General features: G+C 67.4%; 16 protein-coding genes. 11 read left to right on the top strand and 5 right to left on the bottom strand.

Annotated features, from left to right (window positions below):
* Positions 1-44 precede the first annotated feature (44 nt).
* Together ACTJJM_RS09000 and ACTJJM_RS08995 are read right to left on the bottom strand one after the other, a co-directional pair.
* Positions 45-1,010, bottom strand: coding sequence for a ribokinase (locus ACTJJM_RS09000; protein ID WP_010481872.1), 966 nt, complete (start codon positions 1,008-1,010; stop codon positions 45-47).
* 25 nt (positions 1,011-1,035) lie between these two features.
* A complete protein-coding gene (locus tag ACTJJM_RS08995) occupies positions 1,036-2,334 on the bottom strand; it encodes a NupC/NupG family nucleoside CNT transporter (RefSeq protein WP_049453452.1) in 1,299 nt (432 codons plus the stop codon).
* A gap of 193 nt (positions 2,335-2,527) precedes the next feature.
* Here ACTJJM_RS08995 and ACTJJM_RS08990 point away from each other — a divergent pair, with 193 nt between their 5' ends.
* The 5 genes from ACTJJM_RS08990 to ACTJJM_RS08970 all read left to right on the top strand — a co-directional run bounded on the left by ACTJJM_RS08990 (position 2,528) and on the right by ACTJJM_RS08970 (position 7,987).
* Positions 2,528-3,499, top strand: coding sequence for an aldo/keto reductase (locus ACTJJM_RS08990; RefSeq protein WP_010481868.1), 972 nt, complete (start codon positions 2,528-2,530; stop codon positions 3,497-3,499).
* A 292-nt stretch (positions 3,500-3,791) separates the two neighbouring features.
* Positions 3,792-3,986 carry a hemin uptake protein HemP gene (gene hemP, locus ACTJJM_RS08985; RefSeq protein WP_005412278.1) on the top strand — a complete coding sequence of 65 codons (195 nt, stop codon included), beginning with the start codon at positions 3,792-3,794 and terminating at the stop codon, positions 3,984-3,986.
* Positions 3,987-4,139: 153 nt separating this feature from the next.
* Complete coding sequence (locus ACTJJM_RS08980; protein ID WP_440865406.1) at positions 4,140-6,383, top strand: TonB-dependent hemoglobin/transferrin/lactoferrin family receptor; 2,244 nt, start codon at positions 4,140-4,142, stop codon at positions 6,381-6,383.
* Between the two features lie 4 nt (positions 6,384-6,387).
* Complete coding sequence (locus tag ACTJJM_RS08975) at positions 6,388-6,987, top strand: Hemin transport protein (RefSeq protein ID WP_423161735.1); 600 nt, start codon at positions 6,388-6,390, stop codon at positions 6,985-6,987.
* Between the two features lie 73 nt (positions 6,988-7,060).
* Positions 7,061-7,987: a DUF6607 family protein gene (locus tag ACTJJM_RS08970; RefSeq protein WP_440865405.1), complete on the top strand. Its 927-nt coding sequence runs from the start codon at positions 7,061-7,063 to the stop codon at positions 7,985-7,987.
* 107 nt (positions 7,988-8,094) lie between these two features.
* Here the strand turns inward: ACTJJM_RS08970 and ACTJJM_RS08965 are convergent, their stop codons facing one another.
* Both ACTJJM_RS08965 and ACTJJM_RS08960 read right to left on the bottom strand, forming a co-directional pair.
* Positions 8,095-10,611 (bottom strand): ABC transporter permease, encoded by a 2,517-nt coding sequence (locus ACTJJM_RS08965; protein ID WP_440865404.1) that lies wholly within the window; start codon positions 10,609-10,611, stop codon positions 8,095-8,097.
* On the bottom strand, positions 10,608-11,255 hold the full coding sequence (locus ACTJJM_RS08960; protein WP_440865403.1) for an ABC transporter ATP-binding protein: 648 nt from the start codon (positions 11,253-11,255) through the stop codon (positions 10,608-10,610). The genes ACTJJM_RS08965 and ACTJJM_RS08960 overlap by 4 nt, the downstream gene beginning before the upstream one ends.
* Before the next feature lie 75 nt (positions 11,256-11,330).
* Here ACTJJM_RS08960 and ACTJJM_RS08955 point away from each other — a divergent pair, with 75 nt between their 5' ends.
* The 3 genes from ACTJJM_RS08955 (at position 11,331) to ACTJJM_RS08945 (ending at position 14,203) form a co-directional block, all read left to right on the top strand.
* Positions 11,331-11,975: an arylesterase gene (locus tag ACTJJM_RS08955; RefSeq protein ID WP_043398033.1), complete on the top strand. Its 645-nt coding sequence runs from the start codon at positions 11,331-11,333 to the stop codon at positions 11,973-11,975.
* Positions 11,976-12,062: 87 nt separating this feature from the next.
* Complete coding sequence (locus tag ACTJJM_RS08950) at positions 12,063-12,776, top strand: response regulator transcription factor (RefSeq protein ID WP_002811889.1); 714 nt, start codon at positions 12,063-12,065, stop codon at positions 12,774-12,776.
* 155 nt (positions 12,777-12,931) lie between these two features.
* Complete coding sequence (locus ACTJJM_RS08945; RefSeq protein ID WP_049399778.1) at positions 12,932-14,203, top strand: sensor histidine kinase; 1,272 nt, start codon at positions 12,932-12,934, stop codon at positions 14,201-14,203.
* Positions 14,204-14,338: 135 nt separating this feature from the next.
* On the opposite strand, the gene ACTJJM_RS08940 is transcribed toward ACTJJM_RS08945, so the two are convergent.
* The gene (locus tag ACTJJM_RS08940) at positions 14,339-15,040 is read right to left on the bottom strand and encodes an SGNH/GDSL hydrolase family protein (protein WP_053442536.1); all 702 of its coding nucleotides are present in this window, start codon (positions 15,038-15,040) and stop codon (positions 14,339-14,341) included.
* 213 nt (positions 15,041-15,253) lie between these two features.
* On the opposite strand from ACTJJM_RS08940, the gene ACTJJM_RS08935 reads away from it, so the two are divergent.
* The 3 genes from ACTJJM_RS08935 to ACTJJM_RS08925 all read left to right on the top strand — a co-directional run bounded on the left by ACTJJM_RS08935 (position 15,254) and on the right by ACTJJM_RS08925 (position 17,815).
* A complete protein-coding gene (locus ACTJJM_RS08935) occupies positions 15,254-15,649 on the top strand; it encodes a diacylglycerol kinase (RefSeq protein ID WP_010481854.1) in 396 nt (131 codons plus the stop codon).
* A gap of 30 nt (positions 15,650-15,679) precedes the next feature.
* Positions 15,680-16,429 (top strand): TerC family protein, encoded by a 750-nt coding sequence (locus ACTJJM_RS08930; RefSeq protein ID WP_440865402.1) that lies wholly within the window; start codon positions 15,680-15,682, stop codon positions 16,427-16,429.
* A 225-nt stretch (positions 16,430-16,654) separates the two neighbouring features.
* Positions 16,655-17,815, top strand: coding sequence for an MFS transporter (locus ACTJJM_RS08925; protein WP_010481852.1), 1,161 nt, complete (start codon positions 16,655-16,657; stop codon positions 17,813-17,815).
* Positions 17,816-17,959: the final 144 nt, after the last annotated feature.

Below are 17,959 nucleotides of genomic sequence, written 5' to 3'. Positions count from 1 at the left end.
GGTGTCTGCACACCCGGGCTTCTTCATCCACGCATGGCGTGGAATTACTTTGCTTCGGCGTCGGCCGGGGTGAAACGCGGCATTGCCGCAGCGGCACCTTCCTTCTCGGTCGAACGACCGGCGAACTGGTTGGCGAAGCGCACGTGACGGGCGAACGGGGCGTCGGCCACCTGTGCCAGCGATGCGGCCAGCGCACCGTTGAAGGCGTCGCCGGCGCCGGTGGTGTCGATCGCCTGCACCTGTTCGGCACCCACGCGGTAGTACGGCTGGGTATCGCCGCGCAGGTTCTCGTCGGCATGCGACACGAACACGCCCACCGAACCCAGGGTCACCACCACCGTGCCGTTGCCGACCAGCTTGCGGCACAGCGCGTGCAGGCTGGCGCCATCCAGCGCGGCGACGTCGTTGGCATCCACGCGCTCACCGACATGACGGCCGAGCAGGGCGGCGAACTCGGTCTCGTTCGGGGTGATCACATCGGCCAGCTTGAGCAGGCCGATGGTGGAGGGGGCATCGGCCGGTGCGGTGTTGAGCACGGTGGTGACGCCGGCCTCGCGGGCCGTGGCCAGTGCCGCTTCGATGGTCTGCACCGGCGATTCCAGCTGCACCAGCACCACCTTGGCGCCGGTCAGCAGCGCCTGCTGCTGTTGCAGGAAGTCGGTGCTCAGCGCGGCGTTGGCACCCGGGCCGATCACGATGGTGTTGCGGCCGCGCGCGTCCACATAGATGCCGGCGGTGCCGGTCGGTTCGCTGCTGGCTTCGGCGATCAGACCGAAGCCGTCCTGCGCGGCCAGCTCACGGGCGGTGGCGCCACCGGCGTCGTCGCCCAGCGCGCACACGAAGTGGGTGTCGGCACCGGCGCGGCAGGCCGCCACGGCCTGGTTGAAGCCCTTGCCACCGGGGCCGGTGCTGTAACGGCCGGCAATGGTCGCACCCGGTGCCGGCAGCGACTCGCACCGCCACACGTGATCGACATTGAAGGAACCGACGACAACGACACTGCTGCTCATAGGGAATCTTTTCTCAACCAAGGGTTCAACTGAAGTGCGTCAGCACGCCGGCGATGGTCGCCGTCATGAAGGTGGCAATGGTACCGCCCAGCACGGCGCGCAGGCCGAACTTGGCCAGGTCGTGGCGACGTTCCGGGGCCAGCCCGCCGATGCCGCCGATCTGGATCGCGATCGAGCTGAAGTTGGCGAAGCCGCACAGCGCGTAGGTAGCGATCAGGCGACCTTCCTCGGACAGGCTCACGCCGGCGATCTGGCCGTTCACGATCTGCGACAGCTCGGTGTAGGCCACGAACTCGTTGATCACGACCTTCTGGCCGATCAGCGAACCGACGGTGGTGGCATCGGCCCACGGGGTGCCGATCACCCAGGCGATCGGGGCCAGTACGTAACCGAAGATGGTCGACAGGTTGGTCGGCTTGCCGATGGCAGCGGCCAGGCCGGTCACATCGCCAATCCAGGTAAGCGGTGCGTTCAACAGCGCGATCAGAGCGATGAAGGCCAGCAGCATCGCACCGATGTTCAGCGCCAGCTTCAGGCCGTCACCGGCGCCGGCAGCGGCCGCGTCGATGATGTTGCTGGAGGTCTTTTCGACTTCCATCTTCACCGTGCCGCGGGTCAGCGGGGTGCCGGTTTCCGGGATCAGCAGCTTGGCCACGACCAGGGTGGCCGGGGCCGCCATGATGCTGGCCGCCAGCAGGTGCTTGGCATAGAAGGCCTGCTGCGCCGGATCACCGCCGCCGAGCATGCCCACGTAGGCCGCCAGCACGCCACCGGCGATGTGTGCCATGCCGCCGATCATCATGGTCAGCAGCTCGGACTGGGTCATCCTGGCGATGTACGGGCGCACGGTCAGCGGCGCCTCGGTCTGGCCGATGAAGACGCTGGCGCAGACGCTGGTGGTTTCCGCGCCGGACACGCGCATCACCTTGGTGATCGACCACGCCATCACGCGCACAATCGCTTGCATGACGTTGAGGTGGTACATCACCCCCATCAGTGCAGAGAAGAAGATGATGGTCGGCAACACCTGGAAGGCAAAGATGAAGCCGTAATTCTTGGTGTCCATCAACGAGCCGAAGATGAAGCCCGAGCCCTCGTTGACGTAGCTGAGGATCTTGACGAAGCCCTTGCCCAGCGCGTCGAACACGTCGCGCCCGCCCGGCACCAGGATCACCAGCGCCGCAAAGGCGATCTGCAGGGTGATACCGGTGGCAACCAGCTTCCAGTCAACCGCGCGCTTGTTATTGGAAAACAACCAGGTGATGCCGATCAGCACCGCCAACCCGAACAGGCCGAAGCCGATCCTGCCCAAACCTTCGACCATGTGAGTGACTCCCCTGGGGCGTCGCGAAAAACGGGAAGCCTAGTGCAGGGCAGGGGCCGGGGCAAGAAAAAGCAGCGTGTGCGCGGCCATCGGTGCCGATCAGGCCAGCAACGGCAAGGGCTTGCGGCTGGCGGCGGCAGGTAGAATGGGGTTTGATCCCGGCCCGGATGCGGGCCCGCAGCAGGAGATTCGCATGCAATACCGTCGCCTGGGCTCCACCGGCCTGCCGATTTCCGCCTTGTCCTTCGGCGCCTGGGTGACCTTCGGCGATCAGGTTCCGCGCGATGAGGCCCGCAACCTGGTGGCCGCCGCCTGGGATCATGGCGTCAACTTCTTCGACAACGCCGAGGGCTATGCCAACGGCCGTGCCGAACAGGTCATGGGGGACGTGATCACCGACCTGCGCCTGCCGCGCGACGGCTTCTGCGTGTCCAGCAAGGTGTTCTTCGGCAGCGCCAAGGACCCGCGACCGACCCAGCGCGGACTGTCGCGCAAGCACGTGACCGACGCCTGCCACGCTGCACTCAAGCGCCTGCGGGTGGACTACCTGGACCTTTATTACTGCCACCGCCCGGATCCGGACGCGCCGATCGCCGAGACCGTGCACGCCATGGATACCCTGGTACGGCAGGGCAAGATCCTTTACTGGGGCACCTCGGAGTGGTCGGCGGCGCAGATCCAGCAGGCGCTGGACATCGCCGAGGCGCGCAACCTGCAGGGCCCGTCGATGGAGCAGCCGCAGTACAACCTGCTGCACCGCGAGCGGGTCGAGGTCGAGTACGCGCCGCTGTATGCCGGTGCCGGCCTGGGCACCACCATCTTCTCGCCGCTGGCCTCGGGCCTGCTCACCGGCAAGTACGACCAGGGCATCCCGGCCGATGCACGGCTGGGGCGCGAAGGCATGGAGTGGTTGCAGGACCTGGTGCTGGGGGCCGACGCCGGGGCCCGCCTGGGTCAGGTGCGCCGTTTCAGCGAAGTCGCGCGCGCGCTGGGCCAGGCCCCGGCCACGCTGGCGATTGCCTGGTGCCTGCGCAACCCGAATGTCTCCAGCGTGATCCTCGGCGCCAGCCGGGTCAGCCAGCTGCTGCAGAACCTGCAGGCACTGGACGTGCTGGAGCAGGTCGACGCCGCCGGCTGGGCCCAGGTCGAAGCCGTCTTCGCCTGAACCCCGGGGGCCGACCGGGCCTGGGGCCTCGGCCAGGTCGGCTCGGCCGAGGGATCGGGAACGGGATCGGTAGAGTCGACTGTTAGTCGACTGCTTCGAATAAACGACTGCTTCGAGCAACAGCAGTCGACTAACAGTCGACTCTACACATCTACGCCGCTATTTGATTGACAAAAGCTATCGAATTTCCCAATTCGATCATTAATCTCATCAATGAAATTGAGAATGGTTGTTGATTGTCAACTGAGAATCATTATCATTTAACTCGTCCCTCGCACGAGTCCAGATGCTCATGAATGCTCAACCTGTACTGCTGCGCCCCGAAACGCTGACGCTCCGCGATCGACCGGTCCGCGTCGTTCCGCCGGAAGAGGTCATCGACAGCGAAGCCCTGCTCAAGGGCCGTCGTGAAATCCTGATCCAGCACGGCGACCGCTTCTATCGCCTGCGGCACACCAGCAACGACAAGCTGATCCTGACCAAGTAATCGCGGTCTGGTCGCCCGCCTCCCTCCCTCCTGCCGGCAGCGCCGACAGGGTGGGCGACCCGTCCGCTCCCGCTCTCTCCCCCTCGGTCTACCGCGTGCACCTTCCGGGTGCGCCGGTAACCGGGGGTTCCCCTGCCTGACCGAACGAACCCGATGACCCGCCATACCGCCCTTTGCCTTGCTGTCTGGATGGCGCTGCCGCTGTCCGCCCACGCTGCTGCCACTGCTGCCCCCGATGCGCGCGAATTCGATCGGGTGCAGGTCACCGCCACCCGCACCGAGCGGGCGCTGAGCGACGTGGCGGCCACCGTGGACGTCATCGACCGTGAGCAGATGGACCGGCACCTGGTGCAGGACATCAAGGATCTGGTGCGCTACGAACCGGGCCTGTCGGTCACCCGCAGCGCGACCCGCTTCGGCCTGGATGGTTTCCGCATCCGTGGCCTGGACGGCAACCGCGTGCGCATCCAGACCGACGGCATCGTCATGCCGACCCGGTTCGACATCGGTTCGTTCGCCAGTTCCAACCGCAACTTCACCGACCTCGATACGCTCAAGCGGGTCGAGATCGTGCGTGGCCCGGCCAGCTCGCTGTACGGCTCCGATGCACTGGGCGGCGTGGTCGCGTTCGTGACCAAGGACCCGGCCGACTACCTCAAGGACGGCAAGAACAGCTACTTCGGCCTGAAGTTCGGCTACGACGGTGAGTGGAAGGGCCTGCTTGGCGGTGCCACGGCGGCCTTTGGTGGTGACCACTGGAGCGGCCTGGTCAACGTCAACCACCACCAGGGCCAGGAAACCGACAACAAGGGCGCGGTGCGCAGCGACAACGACACCCGCACCGCGTCCAATCCGCAGGATCGCGACGGCCGCAGCCTGCTCAGCAAGCTGGTCTATGCACCGAGCGAGGACCAGCGCTTCCGCCTGACCGTGGAAGGCAACGAAGACACCACCGATACCAATGTGCTGTCGGCGATTGCCAGTGTTGCGCCGCGTCCCGGCGCGACGGCTGCGGCCACTGGCATGAAGTCCCACGACACCCAGAAGCGCAATCGCGTGTCCTTCGCCCACGAAATGGATGCGCTGGACCAGCCGTTCGCCGACAGCCTGCACTGGCAGGTGTACGCGCAGAACAGCGAAACCCGGCAGCAGACCGACGAAACGCGCACCGACGGCACCCGACGCCACCGCGTGTTCTCCTTCGACCAGCATGCCTATGGCCTGCAGGCGCAGTTCAACAAGGCGTTCACCACCGGCAGCGTCGAGCACGCAGTGACCTACGGTTTCGAAGGCACCCGTACCGAGATCCGCCAGAAGCGCGACGGCTACCAGGTCAGCAAGGCGGGCGTGGTCAGCAACACGGTGTTGCCGGACACCTTCCCGGTGCGTGACTTCCCGATCAGCAAGACCACCGAGCTGGGCCTGTATGCACAGGATGAGATGCGCTTTGCCGATGGCAGGCTGTCGCTGGTGCCGGGCGTGCGCGTGGACCGCTACGAGCTGAAGCCGGAAGTGGACAGCATCTTCGCCGAAGACAACCCGACCACGGCCGTGGCGCAGCTGAAGAAGACCAGCGTGTCGCCGAAGCTGGGCATGGTCTGGCGCTTCACCGACCAGTGGTCGTTGTTCGCCGGTTATGCGCATGGCTTCCGATCGCCGCCGTACAACGACGTCAACATCGGCCTGACCAATGTCGCCTTCCGCTATACCGCCATCGCCAATCCGGACCTGAAGCCGGAAACCAGCGACGGCTACGAACTGGGCCTGCGCTTCATCGCGCCGGCGGCGTACGTCAGCGTCAGCGGCTACTACAACGACTACAAGGATTTCATCCAGTCCAACGTCGATACCGGCCGCAACGCACAGGGTTTGACCGTGTTCCAGTCGCAGAACATCGCCGAAGCACGCATCTATGGCGCGGAAATGAAGGCCGGCATCGAGTTCGGCGAGCTCAGCCCGGCGCTGAAGGGCTGGGCGCTGCGCAGTGCGTTGGCATGGTCGCGTGGTGACAACCGGACCGATGACGAACCGCTGGCCTCGGTCGATCCGCTTCGCGGCACGCTGGGCCTGATGTACGACACCGATACCTGGGGCGTCGAACTGGCCGGCACCTTCGTACAGCGCAAGAAGCGCCTGCCGCCGCCTGCTGCGCAGACCAATCCGAACGCACCGGCGCCGTTCGTCTACCAGCCGGCCGGCTACGGCGTGCTCGACCTGATGGCGCACTGGAACTTCGCACCGGGTGCCACCTTCAATGTCGGCGTGTTCAACCTGGCCGACAAGCGCTACATCGAATGGTCGTCGATCACCCCGAGCCTGATCACCAATCGCGCACTGAGCGATCGTTTCAGCAGCCCGGGCCGCACCTTCTCCGCCAGCCTTGCCGTTTCCTGGTGACCTCATGAGCCGAGCACTGTCCGCACGCAGGAATGACTCCATCGCCGCGCCGCACAGCGGGGCCTGGCCGACCCCGGCACAGCTGGCCACGCTCGGCACCGTGTTGTGCCTGTACCACGCTGACGGCAACGAGCTGGGTGGCTGGCGCCAGGCCGTACGCGTGCACGCCTGCCAGGGCGTGGACAGCGAGGGCCTGCGCGAAAGCCTGTGCTTCCTTGACGCCCGTGGCCGCTGCGTATGGCGCCTGTACCTGCTGCCGGACAGCGATTTCCTGGCCTGGGACCGGTTGGTGGCCGCGCTGCCGCCGGGTCCACAGCATGACAGCGACGGCAGTGTCGGCGAACGCCTGTGGCGGCGCCTGGCCGGTCATCTCGGCGGCCAGCGCTGGCGCCTGTGTGCGTTGCGCCTGCATGCCGCCGATGATGGGCGCACACTCGCGGCCAGCCTGTCGACGCTGTCGTCGCTGGGCGCAGCCACCGCACGCCGCATCGCCCGCCTGGAAGGCGCCGAGGGCGAGTTGGCCATCGACGACTGCTGCTGCGCCGACGCCGCACGCCGGCCGGCACCGCGGGCTCCCGGCGACCTGCCGCTGATCCGCCTCTGATCCTTTTCTGATGGAACGCCCGACGGCCATGGATGGCCCCTCAATGAATCTGCACCCCCGAAGGAAGACCCCGATGAAGCTCCAGACAGCCAGCGTACTGCTGTTGCTCGCCGCCAGCGGCGTGGCCAGCGCGCAGCCCTCCGACATCGCCCGCGACCACGACAGCATCCTGGCCATGCAGGGTGAGTACACCGTGGACTTCGCGTTCGACGAGACCGTGCTGCTGAAGCCGGGCTACGAGCGTGCACCGGCGATGCGCAGCGGTGGCAGCGAAGTGGTCATCGTGGTCGAGGACACGCCGAAGCGCATCGTGCTGCAGCACCTGCTGCTGGACGAGAAGAGCGGCCACATCACCAAGCACTGGCGCCAGGACTGGGTGTACGAGGCACCGAACCGTTTCGAGTTCAGTGCCGACCAGACCTGGAAGGTGCGCAGCATTCCGGCGGCGGTAAACCAGGGTGCCTGGACCCAGTGCGTGTATGAAGTGAGCGATGCACCGCGCTACTGCGGCACCGGCAAATGGACCTACACCAACAACGTGCCGAGCTGGACCAGCGACCTGAGCTGGCGTCCGCTGCCGCGTCGTGAGTACACCAAGCGCAGCGACTACAACGCGCTGGCCGTGATCAACCGCCATACGCTGACCCCGAACGGCTGGACCCATGAGCAGTTCAACACCAAGGTGCAGCGCAACGCCGATGGCAGCCAGGTGGAGATCGCGCGCGAGTTCGGCTTCAACGACTACGTGAAGACCACCGAGATCGACTTCACCCCGGCGCGCAACTACTGGAAGGCCACCGCTGGGTACTGGGCCAAGGTGCGTCAGCGCTGGGACGGCTTCCTCGGCCAGGCCCCGGGCGTGCACCTGAAGACCAGGATCGACGGCATGGCGATGATCATCCCGCTGTTCACCCAGGCCGAAGAGATCCAGGCCGGCAAGAAGGTGAAGGACACGCAGATCGACGACGTGTTCGCCAAGTACGTGGAAAAAGCCCAGTAGATCCACGCCATGCGTGGATGTGCTTGTTCCTTGAACACTGGCAACGCCGTCATGTGTTCTTGGTAAGTGCCGAGCTTGCTCGGCACGCGCCCCGGTCCGGCGCCGCCTCAGGCCTCGCGCAGGGCCAGTGCCGGTGGCGTATGCAGGATCGCCCGCGTACCCCACCAGCCGGCCAGCAGGCTCAACCCGATACCGGCCACGCCGCCGATCAGCAGGCCCGGCCACGGCGGCAGCAACGGCAGCTCGAACACCTTCTGCGAGACCGCCACACCGATGGCGGCCGCCGCCCCCACTGCCAGCAACGCGGCCAGGGTGCCCAGCGCGCCGAATTCCACCAGCACCGCGCCGCGCAGCTGCCGCCGGGTCGCGCCCAGCGTGCGCAGCACCGCGCTGTCGTAGCGACGCTCGCCCGCCGTGGCCTGCAGCGCGGCCAGCAGCACCAGTACGCCGGCCAGCAGGCTGAACACCATCACCAGCTGCACCGCCTGTGCCACCCGTTCCATCACATCGCGCACCTGCGAGATCACCGCATCCACGTCCAGCAGCGACAGGTTGGGCTGCGCGCGTACCAGCTCGCCCAGCCCGGCCGCCTTGCCGGCCGGCAGGTGGAATGCCGACAGCAGGTTGTGCGGGGTGTCACCCACGGCGTTGGGGTTCAACAGCACGAAGAAGTTGGGCCGGAAGGTGTTCCAGTCCGCCTTGCGCACGCTGGTGACGGTGAATTCGCGTTCCTGCTCGCCCACTGCAATGGTGATGCGGTCGCCCGGATGCACGCCGTAGCGTTTGGCCCAGCCGATCTCCACCGAGGCTTCCGGCGCGGTGCTGTCGGCCTTCCAGAACGTGCCGTTCAGCAGCGTGTTGGCCGGCGGGAAGCTGCTGCGCCAGCTGAAGTTCAACGGCCGGTTTTCATCATCGTCGTCCCGCTGTGCTTCGCCTGACGCTGGCTGCCCGCTCTGTTCCGGCGAGCGGTCCACGCGCAGCGGCGGCTTGCCGTTGATCGCGATCAGGCGGCCGGTGGCCATCGGTTCGATGCTGGCGTCGTTGGCACCCAGCCCGCGCAGCGTTGCCAGCACATTGTCGCGCTGTTCGGGCTGGATGTTGATCAGGAAGTAGTTCGGCGTGTCAGCGGGCAGCCGCTTGCGCCACTGCTGCAGCAGGCCGGGGCCGGTCACAGCCAGCAGCAACAGCGCGCACAGCGACAGCGACAGCCCGACCAGCTGCATCACCGCCAGCAGGCGGCGCCGGGTCAGTGCGGCCAGGCCCAGTCGCCAGTTGCCATGCAGGCGATGCTGCAGGCCGCGCAGCAACTGCAGCAGCACGAAGCCGACCACCCCGGCCGCCACCGCCAGCGCGGCCAGACCACCCAGCACCCACAGCGCCAGCTTGAGGTCACCGGTGACCTGCACCGCCAGCAATAGGCTCGCCCCCAGCGCGGCCACATAGGCCAGCAGCGAGGCCGGCGGCAGGGAGGCGAAGGAACGGTTGAGCACGCGCATCGGCGGCACCCCGCGCAGGCGCAGCAGCGGTGGCAGGCCGAAGCCGAACAGCAGCAACAGGCCGATGCCGGCACCGGTCAGCGCCGGCATCGCTTCCGGCAGCGGCAGGCGCTGCGGCACCAGGCTGCCCAGCACCTGCACCAGCCCTTCCTGCGCGGCCATGCCCAGGCCGATGCCAAGCGCGCAGGCCGGCACTGCCAGCATCAGCAGCTGCAGTGCCAGGCCGAGCAGTATGTCGCGCTGGCGCGCACCCAGGCAGCGCAGGATCGCCACCTGGTCGATACGGCGCAGGGCAAAACGGTTGGCCGCCAGCGCGGTCGCCACGCCGGCCAGCAGTACTGCCAGCAGCGCGCTCAGGCCGAGGAAGCGGCCGGCCAGATCGAAGGCCTGGCGCACGCCGCGCTGGGTGTCATCCACGCTCAGCAGGCGCAGGCCCTTCACCTGTGGCAGCAGCCACTCGCGCAGGGACGCGATCTGCCCCGCCGGTCCCGCAAACATCAGCCGGTAGTTGATGCGGCTGCCGGGGCCGAGCAGGCCGGTGCCCTCCACGTCAGCACGGTTGACCAGCAGGATGGGGGATAGGGTCAACAGGTCGCCACCGGCATCCGGCTCGGCCTCGATGATGCCGGCAATACGCAGCGTGCCGGCGCCGAATTCGAGGTCATCGCCGGTCTTCAGCCCCAGCCCCTGCAGCAGGCGCGGGTCGGCATAGGCCTGGCCCTTGGGGGGCATGCCGGCCTCGGCGATCAGGGCGCCGCCAGGTGTGGCACGCACCCGCAGCGTGCCGCGCAGTGGATAGCCCGCCTGCACCGCCTTGATGCTGGCCATCTGGCTGGCATCACCGTTGAACAGCACGCTGCCGAAGCTGGCGATGCGGGTGAAGGCCAGTCCACGCCGCTGCGCCTCGTCGGCGAACGCCTGCGGCGGGTCATCGCGCCCGGCAATGCCGAGGTCACCGCCGAGCATTTCCGCTGCGCTGCCGGTCAGGGCCAGGTTGACCCGGTTCACCAGCGTGCCGACTGCGGTCATCACTGCCACGCCCAGCACCAGTGCGGCGAACACGGTCAGCAGGTCGCCGGCCAGCGCCTCGCGGCGCAGCGCGCGCCACGCGTGCCGCAGCAGGTTCATGCCTGCGCCCCACGCTCGACCGGCAGCAGGCGGCCGTTGTCGATGCGGTGGATGTACTGGCAACGCTGGGCCAGGCGCAGGTCGTGGGTGACCAGCACCAGCGTGGTGCCGCTGCTCGCGTTGAGTTCGAACAGCAGGTCGCTGATGTGCTGGCCGGCGGCGTGGTCCAGCGAGCCGGTCGGTTCGTCGGCGAACAGGATGCGTGGGCGGGTGACGAAGGCGCGCGCCAGTGCCACGCGCTGCTGCTCGCCGCCGGACAGCTGGCGCGGGTAGTGGCGGGCGCGATGGGCCAGGCCAACCTGGGCCAGCACTTCATCGACCCGTACGCGGTCCTCGCGCCCGGCCAGCTCCAGTGGCAGCGCCACGTTCTCGGCGGCGGTCAGCGCCGGCAGCAGGTGGAAGCTCTGGAACACGAAACCGACCTCACGTGCGCGCAGCTGGGCACGTGCTTCCTCATCCAGTGCCGCCAGATCCTGCCCGGCCAGGCCTATGCGGCCGCGGCTGGGCAGGTCCAGCCCGGCCAGCAGGCCGAGCAGGGTGGTCTTGCCGGAACCGGAGGCGCCGACGATGGCCGCGCTGGTGCCTTCATGGACGGTCAGGGTGATGTTGTCCAGTATGTGGACTTCACCCTCCGGGCCCTGCACGGATTTGCCGACCTGGTCGACGGCGATGGCAACGGACGCGCTGCGGGGGGACAGGCTGTCGATGAGGAGACTCCAATGCGCAAGACGGGATGGAGCCGGCGAGCCGGCGTGATGATGGTGCTGCTGCTAGGGTTCCTGCTGCTGCCCGGGCTGGCCTGTGCCAAAGGTCCGGCCGGCACCGTGCTGGTCCTGGGCGACAGCCTCAGTGCAGCCCACAATATCCCCGTCGACGCCGGCTGGGTCAGCCTGCTGCAGCAGCGGGTCAGGCAGCAGTCGAAAACCCCGGCACGCATCGTCAACGCCAGCATGAGCGGGGAAACCACCGCCGGCGCGCTGACCCGCCTGCCGGGCCTGCTGGCGAAGGAAAAACCGACCGTGGTGGTGATTGCCCTCGGCGGCAATGACGCGCTGCGCGGACTGACCCCGGCGCAGGTGCAGGGCAACCTGGAAAAGATGGTGCAGGCCAGCCAGAAGGCCGGTGCCAAGGTGCTGCTGCTGGGCATCGACGTGCCGCCCAACTACGGCCCGGCCTACCGCCAGCGCCTGGCCGCGGCCTATAAGGCGCTGGCCACGCAGTACAAGGTGCCGCTGCTGCCGTTCTTGCTGGAGGGCGTGGCCCTGCAGCCGGGCATGATGCAGGCCGATGGCCTGCACCCGACCGCACAGGCGCAGCCGAAGGTGCTGGACAACGTCTGGCCGCTGCTGCGCCCTCTGCTCTGAACGATTTACTTCCCTCTTGACGGAACTTCACATCGCGTCCACCGTCGATCCGGCATGTTTCACAAAGCTGAAGTTAGAGGGAATCACATGCGTCAGACGAAGGAGACCTCCGGCTTGGTGCTGGTGGTCGAAGACAACCGCAACATCTCCGAGATGATCGGGGAATACCTGGAAGGTCGCGGCTTTGAAGTCGACTATGCACAGGACGGCCTGGATGGCTACCGCCTTGCGGCGGAAAACAGCTATGACGTCGTGGTGCTCGACTTGATGTTGCCGCGCCTGGATGGCATCGAAGTGTGCCGTCGCCTGCGCAACGATGCGCGCAAGTCCACCCCGGTGCTGATGCTCACGGCACGCGACACGCTGGACGACAAGCTCACCGGCCTCGGGTTCGGCGCCGACGACTACCTGACCAAGCCGTTCGCGATCCAGGAGCTGGAAGCCCGCCTGCGCGCGCTGATCCGCCGCGAACGTCGCCAGGTGGGGTCGGAAGTGCTCAAGGTCGCCGACCTGGTGCTCGATCCGGTCAGCATGCGTGCCACCCGTGCCGGTACCGAGCTGCAGCTGTCGCCGATCGGCCTGCGCCTGCTGACCATCCTGATGCGCGAATCGCCGCGCGTGGTCACCCGCCAGGAGATCGAACGCGAGATCTGGGGCAACGGCCTGCCGGATTCGGACACCCTGCGCAGCCATCTGTACAACCTGCGCAAGATCATCGACAAGCCGTTCGACCGTCCGCTGCTGCATACCGTGCAGAGTGCCGGCTACCGCATTGCCGACATCGCCCAGCCGATGGCCTGAGCAGGCCCGCGCCGGTGCAGCCGCAGGCCGGGCCGGGCTGCGGCCCGGCACAAGGGCAGGGGATGATCGTCCGGCAGTGCCGCCGGTCATCGCCCGTGCATCCCAACGGCGCGGTGCGCTGCCTATAATCGCAGCGCTCTGACCGGGACTCCGCAATGCCGCACGGCCTGCCGCGCAAGATCCGTATCGCTTTCATCCTGCAGGCAGTGCTGGCCAGCCTGGGCATCCTGCTCGGTGCGTGGCTGGTTTCGCTGGTGATCAAGCACAGCCTGGTCGGCGCCGCCCTGCGCGAAGAGGCGGCGTACTTCTGGACGCTGCACGAGGCCTCGCCGGTGCAGCCCCCGCCCAACACCCAGAACATCCGTGGCTACCTGCTGGAAAGCGGGCAGTCGGCCCTGTCGCTGCCGGCCAACCTGCGCAATCTGGAACCCGGCTTCCACGAACTGCCCAAGGACGACCAGCTGGTGCTGGTCGATGTGCGCCCGGCCGGCCGCCTGTACCTGGTGTTCCTGCGTTCGCGCGCGGAGATGCTGGCGTTCTGGTTCGGCATCGTGCCGGTGCTGCTGACCCTGCTGGCGGTGTATGGCGCCAGCTGGGTGACCTATCGGGCCTCCAAGCGCCTGGTGTCGCCGGTGAACTGGCTGGCGCGGCGCGTCTCACGCTGGGACCCGGGCCACCCGGAGGCAGCCGACCTGGAACCGAACAAGCTGCCGGCGGACATGCAGGGCGAGACCCGGCAGCTGGCGGCCGCACTGCATTCGCTGGCCAACCGGGTCAGCGCGCATGTGGCGCGCGAGCGCAATTTCACCCGCGACGCCAGCCATGAACTGCGCACACCGCTGACCGTCATCCGCGTCGCCAGCGACATGGCACTGGGCGATGACAGCCTGGAGCCGCGCCTGCGCCGCAGCCTGCAGCGCATCCAGCGTGCCGGCCGTGACATGGAGGCGGTGATCGATGCCTTCCTGATCCTGGCACGCGAGGCCGACGTCGAGCCCCAGGTCGAGCTGTTCGACGTCAACGACATCGTCCGCTATGAAGTGGACAACGCCAACGAACTGCTGGGTACGCGCCCGGTGTCGGTGCACCTGCACAGCGATGGCCCGGTGCAGCTGCATGCGCCGCCGCGGGTGCTGCAGGTGGTGGTCAGCAACCTGGTGCGCAACGCCTGCAGCTACACCGACGAAGGGCGCATCGACGTGCATGTGCACAACGACCGGGTAGTGGTGCGCGATACCGGTATCGGCATGTCGGCCGACGCGCTGTCGCGGGCCTTCGAGCCGTTCTACCGTGCCGAGCCGAGCCGTCCGCAGGGCACCGGCCTGGGCCTGTCGATCGTGCGCCGGCTGTGCGACCGCTTCGGCTGGAAGGTCAGCCTGGCCAGCGAGCCAGGCCAGGGCACCGAGGCCACGGTGGTGTTCCGCTGACGCGGCACCTGCTGCCTCGGTAGATGCCGACCTTGGTCGGCGCTTTCAACAGGAGTCACGCCGGTGCCCGATGCCAACCAAGGTTGGCATCGACCGGAAGGCGTGCGCGTGGCGCCTCTGCGGCGTCCGCAGTCCCTAGTTGCAGTTGACCTTCGGCGCCAGCGCCCTGGCCCAGATCGCATAGCCGGCCGGGGTCATGTGCAGCATGTCCTCGCGGAACAGCGACGCATCCGGCTGGCCATCGGTGCCGAGCATGGGTGTGTAGACGTCGGTGAAACCGGTATTGGGCAGCTTGGCCAGGGCGGCCTTGATCAGCGCGTTGGCTTCGTTGATCGCCGGCAGCAGATGCGCACGCGACGGGCTCGGCTTGATCGACAGGTACTCGACCCTGGTCTTCGGCAGGTCGCGATGCACGCGCTGCACGAAGGCAACCACATCGTCGCGCACCTGCACGGCGCTGCGGCCGCTGTTGAGGTCGTTGTCACCGGCGTAGAAGAACACCTTGCACGGCGCATACGGCACCACGATGCGGTCGGCATACCAGGTGCTGTCGCGCACTTCCGAACCGCCGAAGCCGCGGTTGAACACCGGCTGGCCGGGGAAGTCGGCTGCCAGGCCTTCCCACATGCGGATCGAGGAGCTGCCGATGAACTCGATGCCGCCCCGTGGCGGCGGGTTGGCCTGGTCGGCGCTGGCGAAGCGGGCCATGTCGCCGGCCCAGGCCACGTTGGAGACCTGCTCGGGCACGCGCGGCGGCTTGGCCGGGCTCAGCGCCTGGGCCAGGGGGGCGACGGTCAGCAGGCCCAGCATCAGCAGGCGGGTACGGTGACGGGACATCAGGCGCTCCAGCAGGGAAGGGGAAAGCCATCATAGAAGCTGGGGCGGGCCGGGGCTTGCCCTAGGCAGTCCATTCACCGGGCCGCTGCCGGGATGCGGCTGGCGGCCTTGTGGCAAAATGGCGGCCATCTGCCTATCCCTGTGCACCCATGATTCCCTGCCGTGCGTCTGAGCGGTCGCTGCGCCGCGCCCCTGTTGCTGGATGTTCCACCCGTGGCTGATCAGTTCGGCCATCTGCCCCGCGGCCCGCGCCGCATCGTCCAGGCCGCCCGCTGGTCCTGGCAGGGCCTGCGCGCCGCCTGGCTGCACGAGTCCTCGTTCCGGCTGGAGGTCTACCTGCTGATTCTGCTGACCCCGGTCGCGATCTGGCTGGGCCAGACCCCGGTCGAGCGCGCGCTGCTGATCGGCTCGATGCTGCTGGTGCTGGCGATGGAACTGGCCAACTCGGCCATCGAAGCGGTGATCGAACGTTACGGCAGCGAGATCCATGAGCTGGCCGGCCGCGCCAAGGACATGGGCTCGGCGGCGGTCTTCGTGCTGATGATGAACGTGCTTCTGTGCTGGGCGCTGGTCGTGGTCCCGCATGCAATGGCCGGCAATTACGGCTGATCCCTCATTCCCCCTTGTTGAAGACTTCCCATGTCCCTTGAGTTTCTTGCCGATCCGAATGTCTGGTTGACCCTGTTCACGTTGAGCGCGCTGGAAATCGTGCTCGGCATCGACAACCTGGTGTTCATCTCCATCGCCGTCAGCAAGCTGCCAGAGCACCGCCGCCCGTTCGCGCGTCGGCTCGGCATCGCGGTGGCCTGTATCACCCGTATCTGCCTGCTGGTATCGCTGGCGTACCTGGCGCACATGCAGGCGAACCTGTTCACCGTGGCCGGCATGGGCATTTCCATCCGAGATCTGGTGCTGATCGTTGGTGGCCTGTTCCTGATCATCAAGGGTTGGATGGAGATCAAGGAACTGATCAGCGGTGGCGAGGACGAAGACCCCAGCACCACCAAGGCGTCGGCCGTGTTCGGCTACGTGATCGCGCAGATCGCGGTCATCGACATCGTGTTCTCGCTGGACTCGGTGATCACCGCGGTCGGCATCGCTGACCACGTGCCGGTGATGGTCGCCGCGATCCTGCTGTCGGTGGCGGTGATGCTGCTGGCTGCCAACCCGCTGGGCCGCTTCATCGATGCCAACCCGACCGTGAAGATGCTGGCGCTGGCCTTCATCCTGCTGATCGGTGCGGTGCTGATCCTGGATGGCCTGGATGTGCACATTCCCAAGCCCTACATCTACGCTGCCATGGGCTTCTCGGTGCTGGTGGAGTGGCTGAACCTGCTGATGCGCCGCCGCGCCCGCGAACACAATGTGCCGGGCGCCGGTAACTGGTAAGCGCGCCGCTGGCGTGTGCGTCCCTCAGAACCCCCGGCCTGGCCGGGGGTTCTGCGTTGTGGGGCCCGGTTCTACACCGGCGCTGCGGTTTTTGCATCTGCAGCAGGGTTGCTGCCGCCACTTGTGAACCAGGATCAACAGTGTTTTCCCGGGGCGAGGCTTAATCCGGAACAGCAGAGCGCGCAGGCTACGCACTCCCGATTCCCGCCCCCAGGAAAACCTCCCATGAATTCCAGAGCCGCCTTGCTGGCGCTTGCCGTCGGCGCCTTCGCCATCGGAACCACCGAGTTTGCGCCGATGGGCCTGTTGCCAGTCATCGCCGACGGCGTGGGCGTGGGCATTCCCACCGCCGGCATGCTGATCACCGCCTACGCCGTGGGCGTGATGCTGGGGGCCCCGGTAATGACGCTGCTGATGGGACGGTTCGGCAAGCGCACCGCGCTGATGCTGCTGATGTCGATCTTCGTGGCTGGCAACCTGCTCTCGGCACTGGCCCCGAACTACGGCCTGCTGCTGCTGTCGCGTCTGGTCACCAGTCTCAATCACGGTGCCTTCTTCGGCATCGGTGCGGTGGTCGCCGCCAGCCTTGTGCCGAAGGACAAGCAGGCTGCTGCCGTGGCCACCATGTTCATGGGCCTGACCATCGCCAACATCGGTGGCGTGCCGCTGGCCACCTGGGTGGGCCAGCAGCTGGGCTGGCGCCTGTCCTTCGCCGGGACTGCGGTGCTGGGCCTGGTCGCGATCACTGCGCTGGGCTTCGCGCTGCCGGCATCTGCGCCGGGTCCGCGCCCGGACGTGCGCCGCGAACTGAAGGCGATCCTGCAGCCGCAGGTGTTGCTGGCGATGGGCACCACGGTCCTCGGCGCGGGCGCGATGTTCACCCTCTACACCTACGTGGCGCCGGTGCTGACCGAGTTGACCGGCGCCTCCAATACCTTCATCGCGATCTCGCTGGCCCTGATCGGCATCGGCTTCACCCTCGGCAACGGTATCGGCGGGCGCATGGCTGACTGGTCGCTGGATGGCGCCACGCGCATCCTGCTGGCGGTCCTGGCCGTACTCATGTTCGTGCTGCCACTGGCCTTCATGCACCATGCTACTGCGGCGCTGGGCGTGCTGCTGTTCGGCGCAGCGACCTTCGCTATCGTGCCGCCGCTGCAGATCCGGGTGATGCAGGCGGCCAGCGAGGCGCCGGGCCTGGCGTCGTCGATCAACGTCGGTGCGTTCAACCTGGGCAATGCGGTGGGCGCCGCGCTGGGTGGTGCGGTGATCAGTTCGGGGCTGGGTTACGCGGCGATCCCGGTGGCCGGTGGCCTGCTGGCGGCCACGGGGTTGCTGCTGGCATGGCTGGGGCGTCCCCGCACTGCGGTGGCTGAGGCCTGCTGAGGGGTGTTGGATTCCGGCAGGGCTGCGCCCTGCACCCGCAGAGGCAACGTCAAAAGCTGGGCTACTGAGGGATGGCGGGGCGGGTCCGGTGGCGGGGGACGCCGTAAACCCGTCCCTGGGGGCTTGGCCGCGGCATCCATGCCG

The organism is Stenotrophomonas sp. 22692 (assembly GCF_052045015.1).
Taxonomy (GTDB): Bacteria; Pseudomonadota; Gammaproteobacteria; order Xanthomonadales; family Xanthomonadaceae; genus Stenotrophomonas; species Stenotrophomonas geniculata.
This window is presented reverse-complemented; position numbering and strand designations above follow the sequence as displayed.